This window comes from Nocardia sp. NPDC003482, from assembly GCF_053588115.1.
The window spans coordinates 1-15,283 of sequence record NZ_JBSFPI010000044.1 but is presented as its reverse complement, the minus strand read 5'-3'; the positions used below and the strand labels follow the sequence as shown (position 1 = coordinate 15,283).

The window sequence follows — 15,283 nt, the reverse complement described above, 5'->3', positions numbered from 1 at the left end:
CCATATCGGATCATGAGAGATGTCACACCCGATTCGGGCGCGTCCCCACCGACTGCCCCCGAGAAATCTTGGCGCGCAAGCCTTTTGACGCCCGCCCCCTACCGGATCGACCGCACCTCGGGTTCCTCGTCGCTCCCCGCCACCGCGACCGCCTCGGGCAGCAGCCGATCGAGGTGGTACGGATACACCGTCTCCCCCGACCGATCCAGCTTCTCGATATCCTCCGGCGCACACCATTTGTAGGCGTTCACGCACCGCCGCTCCCACACCGTCGGATCGGCCGCCTCGGGTTCGAACGACGCTCGCGCCCGCGCCACGAAGAACAGCTCCTCCGAGCGGATCAGCTCCCCGTCGAACGGGAACACCGCGACCCGCCGCCAGATCGGCCCGCGCAGGAACGTCGAGTCCAGCGCGTACCCGGTCTCCTCCCACAGCTCGCGCACCGCGGCCGCCCGCAGGGTCTCCCCCGGTTCGACGCCGCCGCCGACGGTGAACCAGAACGGCAGGTGCGGGGTCTGCGGATCGTGGCCGCGCATGAGCAGGATCCGGTCCTGGTCGTCGAGCAGCACGACCCGCGCCGAGGTGCGCACGGTGTCGACCTCGAGTCCGGTTCCGGCGGCGGGGGTGACACGCTCGGCGATCTCGAAGTACGTGGGCAGCGGCGCGGTACCGCCGAGGTGCAGCCAGCGCACCGGGCGGCGGGTGCGCAGGGCGAGGGTGTCGCGCACGGCGTCGTTGTGGAAGCGGCGGGCGATCAGCACCCGCGCCTCGGCGTCGGCGAGTTCGGCCACCAATTGCGGTGGCAGCAGGGCGATGTCGAGGCCCGCGAGCGCGGCGGCGAGCTGGTTCTCGGCGGTCTCGCGGTCGGCCCAGTCGGCGCGTTCGGCCCGATCCGCAAGGGCCTGAAGGTTTTTGGCGCGATCGGCCGCGTCGGGATCGAGTCCGGCGAGCGTGATCGCCACCGTCCGGGCCACCACCGCGCGCCGCCCGAGCGCCGCCTCGAGGGCGTGCCGGGCCTGGTCGCCGCGCACGTGCAGCCGGTCCAGGCGGTTGGCGGTGGAGTAGGCCCACACACCGGCCGCGACGATCAGCGCCGCGATCAGCGCGAGGACGAGGATCGTCGTCGCGGAGAAGGTGATCATCCGGCGACCCGCACCCGGGCGTCGCCGAGGGTCACGGTCTCGTAGACCCGCAGGATCTGTTCGGCCACCACGGGCCAATCGTATTCGCCGACCACCTGATTCGCGGCGCGCACCAGCTCCGCGCGCTTGTCCGGGTGGGCGAGCAGGTCGTTGAGCGCGCGGGCCAGGGCGTGCGAATCACCCACGGGCACCAGCATTCCCGCGGTTCCGTCGCGCAGCACGCGGCGGAAGGCGTCGAGTTCGCTGGCGACCACGGCGGTTCCGGCGGCCATCGCCTCCACCAGCACGATGCCGAAACTCTCCCCGCCGAGATTGGGCGCGCAGTACAGGTCGGCGCTGCGCATGGCCGACGCCTTCTCCGCGTCCGAGACCTGGCCCAGGAAGCGCAGATTCCGCGCGTGCGGTCCCGCGTCGCGGTGCAGCCGCTCCTCGTCGCCGCGCCCGACGATGAGGATCCGCACGTCCGGGTTGCGGCGCACCACCTCCGGCAGGGCGCCCAGCAGCACCGACATCCCCTTGCGCGGCTCGTCGTAGCGGCCCAGGAACAGCACGGTGCCGCCGTCGCGCGGATAGCCGTCGAGCAGCGGGGCGTGCGCGAAGGCGGGCACGTCGACGCCGTTGGGGATCTCCACCGCGTCGCTGCCCAGGGCCTCCACCTGCCAGCGGCGCGCCAGCTCCGAGACCGCGATGCGGCCCAGGATCTTCTCGTGATACGGCCGCAGCACGCCCTGAAAGGTGCTGAGCACCAACGATTTCGTGGTCGAGGTGTGGAAGGTCGCCACGATCGGCCCGTCGGCGATCTTCAGCGCCAGCATCGACAGGCTCGGGGCGTTCGGCTCGTGGATGTGCAGGACGTCGAAGTCGTTGTCGGTGATCCAGCGCCGGATGCGGGTGTAGGCGGTGGGCCCGAACGACAGCCGCGCCACCGACCCGTTGTAGGGAATCGGCACCGCCTTGCCCGCCGACACCACGAAGTCGGGCAGCGCGGTGTCGTCGGCGGCGGGGGCGAGCACGCTCACCCGGTGCCCGCGCTCGATCAGCACCTGCGCGAGCTCCACGACATGCGATTGCACCCCGCCCGGTACGTCGAACGAGTATGGGCACACCATGCCGATCTTCACAGCGCCTCGTCCTTCGCCAGAGCCGCCTGAGCCGCGGCGATCCGGTCGCGGCGCGCCTCGGAGAGATCGGCCTCCCACAGCGGTTGCAGCATGTGCCAGTCGGCCGGGTGCTCGGCGATGTGCGCGGCGAACCAGTCCGCCAACGATTGGGTTGCCGCGGCCACCCCGCCGGAAACATCCAGCGGCGCATCCGTTCTCAGGCCCCAGCCCTCGCGGCCCTGCTCGTCGGTGGTGTACCAGGCGTGGACGGGCATGAGCGCCGCGCCGGTGTCGATCGCGAGTTTGGCGGCCCCGGCGGGCATCCAGGTGCGTTCGCCGAAGAACGTCACCGGCACGCCGCGCCCGGTGAGGTCACGCTCCCCCATCAGGCACACGATTCCATTGCGGCGCAAACGTTCCGCGAGTCGCGGGAACGGCGGCTGCTCCCCGCCGGTCAGCGGGAACACCTCGAAGCCGAGGCTCTCCCGGTAGGCGACGAACCGTTCGAACAGCGATTCCGGTCGCAGCCGTTCGGCCACCGTCGCGAACGTGCCGTAGTGCTGGACGAGCCACACCCCGGCCATATCCCAGTTGCCCGAGTGCGGCAGCACGAGCACCACCCCACGTCCGCGCGCCAGCGCCGCGTCCACGTGCTCGATGCCGAACGGGGGCGGCATGAGCGAGGACGACGCCAGCGCCGTGTGATCCATGCTCGGCAGCCGGAACGCCTCCCGCCAGTACCGCGCGTAGGACCGCATACTCGCCCGCACCAGCTCGTCGGGCACCGCCATCGGCTCCACCCCGAGCACCCGAGACAGATTGCGCCGCAACTGATTCGGCTGCCCACTCCGATGACTCGCGGCATTGGCCCGCCGCCCGGCCCAATCCCCGCCCGCATCGAACAACCGCCGCGCGGTCCGATCCGGCAACCCCCGAACCAGCCGCCACCCGGCCGCATACGCCTTATCCGACAACGCGGATCGCAGATCGCTCATGCGCGGCCCCTCGGCTCGTTCAAGCCCGCCCTCGTAATTCGCGCCGACCGCAGGCCCCTCGGCTCACGTACACCCGGCCCCGCAACCCGCGCCGACCGCAGGCCCTTCAGACTCACACCCGGCCCCGCAATTCGCCCCGACCGCAGGCCGCTCAGCTCACTCACCCCTGGCCCCCCGATTCGGTCCGGCCGCAGGCCCTTCGACTCACTCATCCCCGGCCCTCTCAATTCGCGGGGCCGGGGTCGGCCTTGGTCGCCGGGGCGATCAGGTCGCGCGCGCCGGGGGAGTTGCGGACGGCCAGGACGCGTTGGAAGACGGTGACGACGCTGAGCACGGCGAGGACGTACATGGCGAGATAGACCGCGTAGGACAGCCATTCGATGCCCCAGTACTGGCCGATGCCGGTGAAGCCCGCCCCGACGAGCACGATGACCAGCCGGTCCGGGCGTTCGATCAGGCCGCCGTCGGCCGACAGTCCGCTGGCCTCCGCGCGCGCCTTGGCGTACGAGATGACCTGCGAGGTGACCAGCACGATGAGGCTCGCCACGAACAGGTGCTTGCTGTGCTCGTGGTACACCGACCACCACGCCAGCGCCCCGAAGATCGCCCCGTCGGCGACCCGGTCGCAGGTGGCGTCCAGCACCGCACCGTATTTCGTGCCGCCGCCGCGCGCGCGGGCCATCGCGCCGTCGAGCATGTCGAACATGACGAACAGCCAGATCACCATCGTTCCCCAGAACAGGTGATCGGTCGGGAACAGCGTCACCGCGGCCACGATCGAGGCCGTGGTGCCGATCAGCGTCATAGCGTCGGGCGTGAGCCCGGTACTCACCAGCGCCCTGCCCAGGGGGGCGGTCGCTTTGGCGAACGTCTCACGACCGAAGAAGCTGAGCACGCTACTCGGTGTCCTTCTGTGCTTTGCGGGACACCCGCACCCGGTCGGCTCCGATGAGCGGAGCTGCGCAAGGGTAGCTCATCTACGCCTCCTTCCACGCCCCCGCGAGCAGCGCCCGCGTATCCCTCAACAACTGGGGCATCACCTTCACCCCGCCGACGACGGTGATGAAGTTCGCGTCCCCCGCCCAGCGCGGGACGATGTGCTGATGCAGGTGGTCGGCGAGCGAACCGCCCGCCACGCCACCGAGATTCAGGCCGACGTTGAACCCCTCCGGCCGCGACACCCGCTTCATCACCCGGATCGCCTGCTGGGTGAAGGCCATCAGCTCGGTGCTTTCCTCGACGGTGAGATCCTCGAGGTTGGCCACCCGCCGATACGGCACCACCATCATGTGCCCCGGGTTGTACGGGTAGAGGTTGAGCACCGCGTACACCCACTGCCCGCGCGCGATGACCAGGCCGTCCTCGTCGGACATGGTGGGGATGTCGGTGAACGGGTGCCCGCTCTTGGGCTGCTCGGTGCTGCCCGGTTTGCGCGCGTCGCGGTCGGCGGCCGCGCCGGTGATGTAGGACATCCGGTACGGCGTCCACAGCCGTTGCAGGCGATCGGGGTCGCCCGCGCCGGTGTCGACGATCTGCTCGTTCGAATTGTCTTGGGACACGGCCTCATCCATGATGCTCATGCTCCACCGGTCCGGATGTGGACTCCGTCCGCGCTGGGCGAGGCGTTCTCGCGGCGGCGGATCCAGTCCACGATGGTGGCCACCGCGTCGGCGACCGGGACGGTGTTGAGCTGGGTGCCGTCGCGGAACCGGAAGCTCACCGCGCCCGCGCTCGCGTCGCGCTCCCCGGCCAGCAGCATGAACGGCACCTTCTGCGCGGTGTGATTGAAGATCTTCTTCTGCATGCGGTCGTCGCTGCGGTCGACCTCGGCGCGCACGCCGTGCTCGCGCAACCGCTCGATCACCTCGTCCAGATGCGGGGCGAAGGCGTCGGCCACCGGAATGCCCACCACCTGCACCGGCGACAACCACACCGGGAACGCGCCCGCGTAATGCTCGGTGAGCACCCCGAAGAACCGCTCGATCGAACCGAACAGGGCGCGGTGGATCATGACCGGACGCTGTTTGGTGCCGTCGGAGGCGGTGTACTCGAGTTCGAAGCGCTCGGGCAGGTTGAAGTCGAGCTGGATGGTCGACATCTGCCAGGTGCGTCCGAGCGCGTCCTTGGCCTGCACCGAGATCTTCGGCCCGTAGAAGGCGGCGCCGCCGGGATCGGGCACCAGCTCCAAACCCGAAGCGTGCGCGACCTTTTCGAGGGTGGCGGTCGCCTCCTCCCAGATCTCGTCGGACCCGACGAACTTCTTCTCGTCCTTGGTCGACAGTTCGAGGTAGAAGTCCTCGAGACCGTAGTCCTGCAACAGCGACAGCACGAAGTTCAGCGTGTTGGTCAGCTCCGCGTGCATCTGTTCTTTGGTGCAGTAGATGTGCGCGTCGTCCTGGGTCATGCCGCGCACCCGGGTGAGCCCGTGGATGACGCCGGACTTCTCGTACCGATACACCGAACCGAATTCGAACAGCCGCAGCGGCAGTTCCCGATACGACCGGCCGCGGGCGCGGAAGATCAGGTTGTGCATCGGGCAGTTCATCGGCTTGACGTAGTAGTCCTGGCCGGGCTTGCGGACGCTGCCGTCCTCGTTGTACTCCGCGTCCAGATGCATCGCGGGAAACATGCCGTCGCGGTACCAGTCCAGGTGACCGGAGACCTCGAACAGGTGTCCCTTGGTGATGTGCGGGGTGTTGACGAATTCGTAGCCCGCGTCGATGTGGCGGCGGCGCGAGTACTCCTCGAGTTCCTTGCGGATGATGCCGCCCTTGGGGTGGAACACCGGCAGCCCCGAGCCGAGCTCGTCGGGGAAGGAGAACAGGTCCAGTTCCAGGCCGAGCTTGCGGTGGTCGCGCTTCTCGGCCTCGGCCAACAGGTGCAGGTAGGTGTCGAGCGCCTCCTGCGACTCCCACGCGGTGCCGTAGATGCGTTGCAGGTCCTCGCGGTTCTGATCGCCCCGCCAGTAGGCGGCCGAGCTGCGGGTCAGCTTGAAGGCCGGGATGTATTTGGTGGTCGGGCAGTGCGGGCCGCGGCACAGATCGCCCCAGACCTTCTCGCCCGAGCGCGGGTCCAGGTTGTCGTAGATGGTCAGCTCGTTGCCGCCGACCTCCATGACCTCCGGATCGTCGATGCCGGACTTGTCGGAGATGAGCTCGAGTTTGAACGGCTCCTTGGCCAGTTCGACCCGGGCCTCCTCGACGTCGACCACCCGGCGCGAGAACCGCTGCGCCCCTTTGATGATCTTCTTCATCCGCGATTCCAGCTTGGCCAGATCCTCCGGGGTGAAGGGGCGGTCGACCTGGAAGTCATAGTAGAAGCCGTCCTTGATGTACGGGCCGATGCCCAGCCTGGCCTCGGGGAACTCCTGCTGCACGGCCTGGGCCAGCACGTGCGCGGCCGAGTGCCGGATCACGTTGCGGCCGTCCGGCGAATCGGCCGGGACCGGTTCGACCTCGACGTCGCGCTCCGGCGCCCAGGACAGATCCTTGAGGTCGCCCTGCGGGTCGCGCACGACGATCACCGCGTCGGGGCCCTTGTTCGGCAGGCCCGCCTCGCGCAGCGCGGCGCCCGCCGTCGTCCCGGCCGGCACCCGAACGAGGGCGGCGGGGTTACTGCGGGCTGAGGTGGTCACGGCTGCGCTCTCCTTGGCTTGCTGGGGCGGGCGTGCGCCCGCGATTCTCGGGTGCGGGATGCTCCCGCTATCCGGACGTGAGTCCAGGCCGGGTCACCCTTCCGGCCCGGCGCGACCATGCTATCGGGACCGTACCGCGCGTGCGCCGACAGACCGGCTCAACCGCGGGCCGCGAACTCCGCCAGCAGGGCCTCCCGTTCGGCCGGGGGCCGCTTGGGACAGCTCATGCACATCTGGCAGCCGGGGACCTCGAAGACCAGACAGCAGGAAATGCGGCGCACGAACGTTCGGGTGGCGACGTCGGTGAAGCGCGGGGTGGGCAACCGTCCGGCCACTTCCTTCGCGAGGGCCGTCCCCGCGTCCGGATTGCCCGCATCGATGGCCCTGTTGCCGATCGCGTCGGCGACGATGGCCCAGAGGGAGGGGGTTCCGGCGGTGCTGACCTCGGCCACGTGCGGGATGATTCGGTCGAGGGTCTCGTGGAGGGCTGCGCCCAATCGCGAATCACCCTGCGACACAGCGCTTCTCGGGTCCGCGGGCAGAATGCGCTCGACACCGCCGTCCGGCCGGATCTCGCATTCGATGCGCTCGAGCTCCACCTCCGGCGCGGCCTCCCCCGCCGCCAGCGCGGTCACGATCGGGTCGACCAACGACGACGCGGCCATGCACCACCACAACGTCCCCGACACCCGCGGGTCCCCGGTTCCCCAGGAGATCCCCATATCGGAGATCCGCTCGGCCAGCCACCGCGGCCGGGTCAGCATGACGCCCGGCACGAGGGTGCCCGTCACCGCCGCAACCACATTCATCCGACTCCGATCTCGAATGGTTCCGATTACCAGCCTGGCACGGAGAGGGGCGTCCGGCCAGGCATTATCGATGCTCCCCGGGAGTGAGCCTAGGCGGTGACCGTCACCGCCCAGGCTTGGACTCGCCGCGTGGAGTCCGGGTTCATGGTCGTGCGTTCCACAGCGCGCTGATCGGCACAGCGCGAAACCTCGGCCCGAATGGGAGAGTTTCCGTGCCGGTGTAAAGCACGTAACCGGCGAGGAGGTCGTCGCCCAACCGGTCCGCGAGATGACGGAGACCGCGAAAGTCCTCGCCTCTGACCGTGGCAGCGGCCTTCACCTCGATGGCGATCACCTCTCGTCGGTTGTTCTCGAGAACGATGTCGACTTCGACGTTGTCGCGGGTGCGGTAATGGAACATGCGGGCCTCCTGGTCGGACCAGGTGAGCTGGCGCGCGAGTTCGGCGGCTACGAAGCCCTCCAACAGAAGCCCGAAGGGTCCGTTCACCGTGCGCAATGATCGTGGGTCGGCACCGGACAAATATGTCGCGATGCCGGAATCGACCATGAACACCTTGGAGGTTGCGACGGCGCGCGTCGTCAGGTTTCGCGACCAAGCGGGGATGCGCTTGATCAGAAAGACTTCTTCCAGGAGGCGGAGGTAACGAGCGACGGTGTCCTTGGGCAGGCCGAGTTCATTGCCGAGGGCGCCGGGCACCAGGAGTTGACCCGACCTGGCCGCGACGAGGTTGACCAGGGTGAACATCTCGGCGGTGCGCTCGATCTCGGACAGCTGCATCACGTCGCGGTTGATCAGATCGGCGATGTAAGAGGAGAAGAATCGGGAACGCCGTTTGCCCACTCGCGCAACGGCTTCGGGAAAGCCACCGCGCGCGATCCGTTCGATGTAGTCGTCGCGGTTCTCGGTCCCGACGTGCCGCAGCTGTGGGCCGTGTTCGAAGGCGCAATCGATGAATTTGTCCGGCGCGCCGTCGATTTCACCTTGGGACAGCGGCCAGAGTTCGATCGTCTCCATGCGTCCGGGGAGAGCGTCGGGAACGCTTCGGAGCGCCATGACGTGAGCCGAACCGGTCAGCAGGAACCGTCCGGGCCGCCCATCGGCATCGACGGTCTCCTTGATGGCCAGCAGCAACTCCGGCACTCGCTGCACCTCGTCGATGATCAGAAGGGAATCGTCGAGCACGAACTGCGTGGGGTCGTAGACAGCCGCCTGCCGAGTCTCCGGCTTGTCGAGGCTGCGCCAAGTGGCACCGATCTCCCTGCCGATCCGGGCGACCAGCGTGCTCTTGCCGCATTGGCGCGCCCCATTGACCAGAACGACACGGGTGTCCGCCAGTGCTTCATGCACTGCCGAATGAGCATGTCGAGGAAGGATACGACCAATCGGCGAGGACGAGAAAGACGATGTCACGGCAGTAGTATCGCACATCATGTGCGCGATCTGCCGGGCACCCAGTGCGCGTTTTGCCGCCTCTACCGTGCGCGCTTTGCCGCTACAGACGTGCGCTTCTCGCCGTCACCCGAAGCAGACCGACTATCAGCAAACTCCCCTCCACCTCGATCTTCCTCGGTCACAGTTGTCGGCCGCGAGCAAAATGCGCCCCGCCGCTAGACTCACCGAGGTGGAGTCCTCCTATGTCCTCGTCATCGCCGACGTCTCCTCCCGCCCGGAGGACGCCGAGGAATTCGGACAGGCGCTGGAAGCGCTCGCCGGGGCCTGCCGGGACGAGCCGGGGTGCCTGTCCTACAACGTGTTCCGCTCGACCGACCGTCCGGAGCGGTATGTGAGCATCGAAAAGTACGCCGACTCAGCGGCTTTCACGGCGCATCGGGAGTCTGCGCATTTCCGGGAGATCGGGTTGGGGCGGGTGATGCCGTTGGCGGTGAATCGGGACGTGCAGATGTACACATCGGGTGCCCCGATTCCCCCCGCGGGCGCCTAACCCCCGTAGAGCCGAATGAAGTCCTGGGTCGGGTCCACCGCGGGTACCGTATAGCTCGACGACTTCCCCTCGACGTCGGCTCCCTCGACGTAATAGGCCGGTTCAGGAGGAAGGTGACGCCAGCGGGCGCGCGGATCGGCAACCTGCTCTCGGTCCGACGCCATGATGTCCCCTTCCAGAACCATATGACCACATGCTACCTGTGGCCCAGGCTCATGGAAACGTAACCGGCAGAGGCTGATTCATCCTTGCTCGGCCCAGAACTCGTCGAGCCGGGCGACAGCCTGGGCCTTGGTCATGCGCTCGATCTCGTCGGGCGTGAGACCTACCAATCGAATGAGCTTCTCGACCACGCCCAGCGGAATCGGTTCCTTGTCGGGGATCGTGACGTTGGCCGACACTCGGGCCGGACGTGTTCTGTCATTGACACACGCCCAGAACTGTTCCGCGGTGACCTCGAGTTGCTCTTTGAGGATCTGGCACCACATGCGGGCGCCGTAATCGGTGTTGTCCACCGGTCGGGAAATGCGGGTCCGCAGGATTCGACCGTCCGCGAGGTGCAGTTCCCACGTGCGGTGATGGCCGACCACGCCGCCCGTGGCGTTCCGCACGAGAGTCCATTTGTCGTTCTGACAGAAGGCTTCGTGGGCCTTCTTGTTGCCCGGCGGGTAGCGGTTCATTGCTCTGCCGCCGTCAACCACTCCTTCAACTGCTCGTCGGTCGATAGTTCCACGAATTGCACGAAATCGACGTTGTCGCGATGGTTCAGCGCCGCGTGCAGATGGTCCTGCCAATCAGCGGCGTATTCGCGCATCGCCTCGATCAAAGCGGCGGTCGCGGTGTCGAAGTCGGGTTCCTCCACCGCGAGCGGCAGACCCGGGAGGTAGGCCACCCAGTTGCCGTTCTCCCGTACCACCTGGGGTTCATGGGGGCGCAGGCTTTGGGCGAGCAGCCAGCGCAGCCGACCGACCTGCACCAGAGCCGAGTCCTGCCCTCGACGGGAAACGACGACGAGATTGCCTTGCTCCGCGGCTGTGAGCATCTGACTGAAGTTTTCCCGAGCACTCGCCATCGAGTCGTAACGGGTGACCGACGTGATGCGGTCCGCGATAGTCATCACTACCTCAAGTCTCCCCCCGCCTCGGCTTGAACACTATGTACATTATGTACATCAAGCGGACGCCGCGCCAGCGCAGACACGCTGCCGGACGACCGATGACACCGAAAGGCGCGAGTTCGGCTCTCTGACAGCCGAACTCGCGCCCCGCACGGTGGTCAGGCGTGGACTGCCACCGCGGGTTCAGCGGCCTCGTCGATTTCGGCGATGCCGTCGGTGGTGACCTCCAGGACTCGGGCGGTGCCGATGTCGAAGTACAGGCCCGAGACGGTGACGCCGCGGTCGCGGATGGCTCGGCGGACTACGGGGTGGGCGTGGAGGGCTTCGAGTTGGACGGCGACGTTGACCATGGCGAGTTGGGCTACCTCGTCGTAGCCCGCCGCGGCGGCGGCTCGGGCTACGGGGTGGCCCGCGTGGTAGCGGTCGACGCTCGGGTGGGCGTGGGCGAGCCAGTTGTCCAGGCCGGGGCCCAGGGGCTTACCTGCCAGGAGGGCTTGCATCGCGCCGCAGCCGGAGTGGCCGCAGACGACCACATCGCGGACGTTCAGCTTCTCCAGGGAGAAGGAGAGCGCGGCCTCCACCGAGGCGTCGGCGCCGTTCGCGGGGACGAGGTTGCCGACATTGCGGATGGTGAACAGGTCGCCGGGGCCGCTGTTCGTGATCACGTTGGGCACGATGCGGGAGTCGGCGCAGGTCAGGAACAGCGAGTGCGGGTCCTGACGGTCCCGTAGTTCGTCCAGGTGCGGGCGGACCACGTGAGCGTGACGGCGATGGTAGGCGGTCACACCGGCGGCGAGGGCGTTCTCCGTACGTTCCCGCCACGGGCCCAGTACGTCGTCGAGGAGGCCGCGGGCGGCGCCGCGCTGGGGCGGTCCGGCCGTGGCGTGTTCCATGCGGGCGGTGCCGATCTCCACGAATTCCACACGGCCGCCGGTGTTCTCGTGCTGGCGGGCCCAATCGTGGATGGCCTCGTAGGCGGCGTGGTCGAGGAAGTCGACGGTCAGTTCGACCAGCACCTCGGTCCCCGCGGGCACCTTGGCGAACTGGGTCGACAGCTTCGGCAGCGCCAGGAACGTGCAGGTCCCGTCGATGCTCACGAACCACCGATCGGTCCCGGCCACCGGGCTCGCGACCACCGACACCCGCACCACGCGCCACAGCAGCAGCACGAACGCCAGCGCGAGACCGATGAGCACACCCTCGAGCAGGTTCAGGAACACCACGGCCGTGATGGTCACCGCGTACACGGCCAGATCACCCGTCCGATGCGCGAGCCGGATGTGCGCGAGCTTCACCAGCTGCACACCGACCACGATCAGCAGACCGGCGAGCGCGGACTTCGGAATCTGTTGCACCACACCGACAAGCGCGATGGAGAACACCAGCAGCCACACCCCGTGCAGGAACGCCGACGCCTTGGACTTCGCGCCCGCCGCGACATTGGTGGAGCTGCGCACGATGACGCCGGTGACCGGCAGGCCGCCGAGCAGACCGGAGGTCATGTTGGCCGCGCCCTGCGCCATGAGCTCGCGATCGAAGTTGGTGCGCGCCCCGGTGTGCAGCTTGTCGACCGCGACCGCCGACAGCAGGCTCTCCACGCTCGCGATCAACGCGATGGTGAGCACCGCGAGCGCCACGGGACCCCAACCGCCGCTGGGGATCTCGGGCAGACCGATGGCGTCGAACAGCGAGCCGGACAGCGCGATGCGCTCGACGTCACCCGGCCACACCAGCGACAGCACGGTCCCCACCAGAACCGCGACCAGCGGTCCGGGAATCAACCGAATCCGTTGGGGCACATAGCGCCACGCGAGAATGATGCCGATGACCACCACCCCGATGAGGACGTCGCTACCGCTCAGATGCAGCAGCTGATCGGGCAGCCCGGTGAGATTCGCCCACGCCGAGCTGCGCGACGACCCGCCGAGCAGCACGTGGACCTGCTGCAACGCGATGGTGATGCCGATACCGGCGAGCATCGCGTGCACCACCACCGGCGCGATCGCCAAGGCGGCCCGCGCGATTCGGCTCAGGCCGAAGACCAACTGCAACAGTCCGGCCGCGACAGTGATGAAACAGGTTGTCTTCCAACCGAATTGATGGATGGTCTCGGCGACGACCACGGTCAGCCCCGCCGCGGGCCCGCTGACCTGCAACGGAGCGCCGCCGAAGATCCCCACCACGATGCCGCCGACGGCGGCCGCGATGAGCCCCGCCGCGATCGGCGCGTCGGAGGCGATGGCGATACCCAGCGAAAGGGGCAGGGCGACAAGGAAAACCACGATCGACGCCGGGAAGTCATGGCGCATGATCGAGGACAGCCGGTCGGAGAGGGACGCGCCGGAACCCGGCGGCGTATCGGTGTCGGTGGACATATTTCTCCTTCGCCGAAGCGGCACAAGCACTTCGGTGTTTCGAACATGTTCTCCAGGCATCGAGATCAGCTGGCGGGACAGCGCCGTCCCGCCGAGCACCCGGAAGGTGAGGGTCACTGTAATGGTAAAGACTTAGCAAAGGCTGAGGAAAGTAAATTCTTTGTTAGGCACTCTCAGGTAGGGCGTGACGCTCCTCACTTGATTGCCGTCGCCGAGTCTGCTAACACACCGTTGGCTCGATGTTGTGAACGGTCACATAGACTGCGCCGCAGCGGCTTTCGCGCCGACCGGGTCGACGCCGGTTGTCGGTGGCACCTGCCATCATGCGAACCATGACGACTTCCGACCCGTGGGCCCCATTCCAGTGGGTCCACAACGATCACAACAGCGGCGGCCGCTGGCTGGGCGACATCTTCACCGTGTCCTTCTTCCGCGGGCTCGACCCGTCGGAGGTGGTGCGCCGCTTCAGCCGCGGCGAGGACCGCGGCCGGGAAGGGGGCTTCGACGAGCTCTGGACGCAGACCATGGAGTCCTACGAGAAAACCGGCCGAGGATCCGGAGGAGTCACCGTGGGCGTCGTGCAGGTCGGCGAGTGGAGCGTGGCCATCGAGCTCCTCGGGTGGATGGCCACGCTCACCCATGTCCTGACCGAATTGTCCCCTGGTTGTGAGGTACTGGGCATCACCCACCACGAATACGCCGACGACAGACTCGCGTACGCGATCGACGGCACGCTCGTCACGGGCTGCAACCTGGCGTGCACCCACCTTCGACACGGCTCCGAGCCCGACCGGCTCAACGAGTTCATGCGAGAAGTCGGCATGACGGTGGACGTGCAGGACGACGAGCCCGATTACTTCGACGAGGACTACTGGGAGAGCGAGGAGGACATCGACTACACCATCGTCGTGCCGAAAGCCTTCGCCCTGGCCGCGAACCTCACCCGAGTGCGGTTCACCCCGGAACTCCTCGACCGTCCGATGCTCATCGGATCCGTCGCGTTCAGGTGAGCCCAGCAGCAAGCGCCGAGTACGCGACCTCGGAACCCGGGTGGATCCGCTACTGCGGTAAGGAATTGCACCCCCGAACCGTGATCCGCGCGCGATCGGTGGGATCGCAATGGACGCGGTATGGGCTCTGGCGCAGGCGATCTCGGGCAACGTTGTCATCGACTCGTGGTGGTTCAAGCCGCGGGACCTGCGGTTCGCTCGCGCCGGAATCCGGAACAGCGGAGCCTCGCGCGCGGTCGAGATCTGGTGTGACGTCCCGGCCGAAATCGCCAGGGCGCGTTATGCGAGCAGGAGTCGTCCATTCTTCTATGAAGACGAGCAGAGGCTCGCCGACGATTGGGACAATTGGGCCGCGCAGGCCGCACCACTCGCACTCACGCCCGTCGTGGCCGTCGACACCACCGGCACGGTCGACTGCTCACGCCTGGTTGAGTGGATCAACTTGGCCGCCAAGCCTTTTGCTGCCGGGGCGGGTCGGGACGATGAAGAGAGCGAACTACGCGCGGTCGAACTCGCCTGCGCAGACTCGTGAGGTAAAGGCGTCCCACTCGGCGGGCGCGAAGATCAGCGCGGGGCCGTCCGGGTTCTTGGAGTCCCGGACGGCCACCGAGCCCGCGCGTAGATAGGAGACCTCGACACGTAGCCGAATTCGCTGGTCACGCAGAGTATTTCTCTGCGATCTCCTGCACGAGTCGCCTAGTGGCGGTTTCGTCCAGAGCCGCCCGGCCCATGTCCTCGAGGGCTGATCGGTGGTAGTCGATCAGGCCGCGAGTGGTTGGCTCGTCCTCCAGGTAGAGGTCGTATTTGAAGCCTTCGATGTAGAGCACCGTGGGCTCGGGAGGGTGGTTCGGGCGCAACGTGGGGAACTCGTAGAGCGTGAACGACTGAACCAACAATCCCGAATGCGGTCCCGCGCCGAACGGCAGGACTCGGATGGTCACATTGGGTAGCTCGCCGAATGCCAGGAGAAGGCGCGCCTGCTCCGCCATGACCGCTCGGCCTCCGATCTGATGCTGCAAGACGGCCTCCGACAGAATCACTTTCAAGTAGGAGTCAGGGTTCTCGACTAGGACGTGTCCTGTAAGTCATCGCAGCCAGAGGATGATGGCGGCGATGGTGAGTTCGGCCTGGTAGTAGGCGGCTCGTTTGGCGTAGCGG

16 protein-coding genes and 1 pseudogene are annotated in these 15,283 nt (G+C 67.5%); 3 read left to right on the top strand and 14 right to left on the bottom strand.

The features are described 5' to 3' along the window. Positions 1 to 98 precede the first annotated feature (98 nt). The 8 genes from ACWDSJ_RS36685 to ACWDSJ_RS36650 all read right to left on the bottom strand — a co-directional run bounded on the left by ACWDSJ_RS36685 (position 99) and on the right by ACWDSJ_RS36650 (position 9,028). Positions 99 to 1,139: an NUDIX hydrolase gene (locus ACWDSJ_RS36685; protein ID WP_450037440.1), complete on the bottom strand. Its 1,041-nt coding sequence runs from the start codon at positions 1,137 to 1,139 to the stop codon at positions 99 to 101. After that, positions 1,139 to 2,263 carry a glycosyltransferase family 4 protein gene (locus tag ACWDSJ_RS36680; RefSeq protein ID WP_450037418.1) on the bottom strand — a complete coding sequence of 375 codons (1,125 nt, stop codon included), beginning with the start codon at positions 2,261 to 2,263 and terminating at the stop codon, positions 1,139 to 1,141. Before ACWDSJ_RS36680 ends, ACWDSJ_RS36685 begins: the two co-directional genes overlap by 1 nt. After that, the gene (locus ACWDSJ_RS36675; RefSeq protein WP_450037416.1) at positions 2,260 to 3,237 is read right to left on the bottom strand and encodes a phosphatidylinositol mannoside acyltransferase; all 978 of its coding nucleotides are present in this window, start codon (positions 3,235 to 3,237) and stop codon (positions 2,260 to 2,262) included. The genes ACWDSJ_RS36680 and ACWDSJ_RS36675 overlap by 4 nt, the downstream gene beginning before the upstream one ends. A gap of 223 nt (positions 3,238 to 3,460) precedes the next feature. Next, on the bottom strand, positions 3,461 to 4,132 hold the full coding sequence (gene pgsA / locus ACWDSJ_RS36670; RefSeq protein ID WP_450037414.1) for a phosphatidylinositol phosphate synthase: 672 nt from the start codon (positions 4,130 to 4,132) through the stop codon (positions 3,461 to 3,463). A gap of 82 nt (positions 4,133 to 4,214) precedes the next feature. Next, positions 4,215 to 4,817 (bottom strand): HIT family protein, encoded by a 603-nt coding sequence (locus ACWDSJ_RS36665; protein ID WP_387356761.1) that lies wholly within the window; start codon positions 4,815 to 4,817, stop codon positions 4,215 to 4,217. Continuing rightward, positions 4,814 to 6,871 (bottom strand): threonine--tRNA ligase, encoded by a 2,058-nt coding sequence (gene thrS, locus ACWDSJ_RS36660; protein ID WP_450037412.1) that lies wholly within the window; start codon positions 6,869 to 6,871, stop codon positions 4,814 to 4,816. Before thrS ends, ACWDSJ_RS36665 begins: the two co-directional genes overlap by 4 nt. A gap of 158 nt (positions 6,872 to 7,029) precedes the next feature. Then, the gene (locus ACWDSJ_RS36655; RefSeq protein ID WP_450037410.1) at positions 7,030 to 7,662 is read right to left on the bottom strand and encodes a (2Fe-2S)-binding protein; all 633 of its coding nucleotides are present in this window, start codon (positions 7,660 to 7,662) and stop codon (positions 7,030 to 7,032) included. A gap of 160 nt (positions 7,663 to 7,822) precedes the next feature. Continuing rightward, entirely contained in the window at positions 7,823 to 9,028 is a 1,206-nt protein-coding gene (locus ACWDSJ_RS36650; RefSeq protein WP_387356755.1) for an ATP-binding protein, read from the bottom strand. Between the two features lie 274 nt (positions 9,029 to 9,302). On the opposite strand from ACWDSJ_RS36650, the gene ACWDSJ_RS36645 reads away from it, so the two are divergent. Next, complete coding sequence (locus ACWDSJ_RS36645) at positions 9,303 to 9,623, top strand: putative quinol monooxygenase (protein ID WP_450037409.1); 321 nt, start codon at positions 9,303 to 9,305, stop codon at positions 9,621 to 9,623. Here ACWDSJ_RS36645 and ACWDSJ_RS36640 read toward each other — a convergent pair. From ACWDSJ_RS36640 to ACWDSJ_RS36625, 4 genes are all read right to left on the bottom strand, one after another. Then, positions 9,620 to 9,808 carry a hypothetical protein gene (locus tag ACWDSJ_RS36640; RefSeq protein ID WP_450037407.1) on the bottom strand — a complete coding sequence of 63 codons (189 nt, stop codon included), beginning with the start codon at positions 9,806 to 9,808 and terminating at the stop codon, positions 9,620 to 9,622. The genes ACWDSJ_RS36645 and ACWDSJ_RS36640 overlap by 4 nt on opposite strands. 57 nt (positions 9,809 to 9,865) lie before the next feature. After that, positions 9,866 to 10,303 (bottom strand): cytotoxic translational repressor of toxin-antitoxin stability system, encoded by a 438-nt coding sequence (locus ACWDSJ_RS36635; protein ID WP_450037406.1) that lies wholly within the window; start codon positions 10,301 to 10,303, stop codon positions 9,866 to 9,868. After that, complete coding sequence (locus ACWDSJ_RS36630) at positions 10,300 to 10,740, bottom strand: prevent-host-death protein (RefSeq protein ID WP_450037405.1); 441 nt, start codon at positions 10,738 to 10,740, stop codon at positions 10,300 to 10,302. The genes ACWDSJ_RS36635 and ACWDSJ_RS36630 overlap by 4 nt, the downstream gene beginning before the upstream one ends. A gap of 158 nt (positions 10,741 to 10,898) precedes the next feature. Further along, positions 10,899 to 13,115, bottom strand: coding sequence for a SulP family inorganic anion transporter (locus tag ACWDSJ_RS36625; RefSeq protein ID WP_387356748.1), 2,217 nt, complete (start codon positions 13,113 to 13,115; stop codon positions 10,899 to 10,901). Positions 13,116 to 13,447: 332 nt separating this feature from the next. On the opposite strand from ACWDSJ_RS36625, the gene ACWDSJ_RS36620 reads away from it, so the two are divergent. Together ACWDSJ_RS36620 and ACWDSJ_RS36615 are read left to right on the top strand one after the other, a co-directional pair. After that, entirely contained in the window at positions 13,448 to 14,125 is a 678-nt protein-coding gene (locus tag ACWDSJ_RS36620; RefSeq protein ID WP_450037403.1) for a DUF6461 domain-containing protein, read from the top strand. Positions 14,126 to 14,234: 109 nt separating this feature from the next. Beyond that, on the top strand, positions 14,235 to 14,657 hold the full coding sequence (locus ACWDSJ_RS36615) for a hypothetical protein (protein ID WP_450037402.1): 423 nt from the start codon (positions 14,235 to 14,237) through the stop codon (positions 14,655 to 14,657). On the opposite strand, the gene ACWDSJ_RS36610 is transcribed toward ACWDSJ_RS36615, so the two are convergent. Further along, positions 14,622 to 14,732, bottom strand: a complete 111-nt coding sequence (locus tag ACWDSJ_RS36610; protein ID WP_450037401.1) for a DUF397 domain-containing protein — start codon at positions 14,730 to 14,732, stop codon at positions 14,622 to 14,624. The two genes, ACWDSJ_RS36615 and ACWDSJ_RS36610, sit on opposite strands and share 36 nt — an antisense overlap. A gap of 49 nt (positions 14,733 to 14,781) precedes the next feature. Further along, positions 14,782 to 15,186 (bottom strand): annotated as a pseudogene (locus ACWDSJ_RS36605) (DUF5753 domain-containing protein); the annotation flags it as partial. Between the last annotated feature and the right edge of the window lie 97 nt (positions 15,187 to 15,283).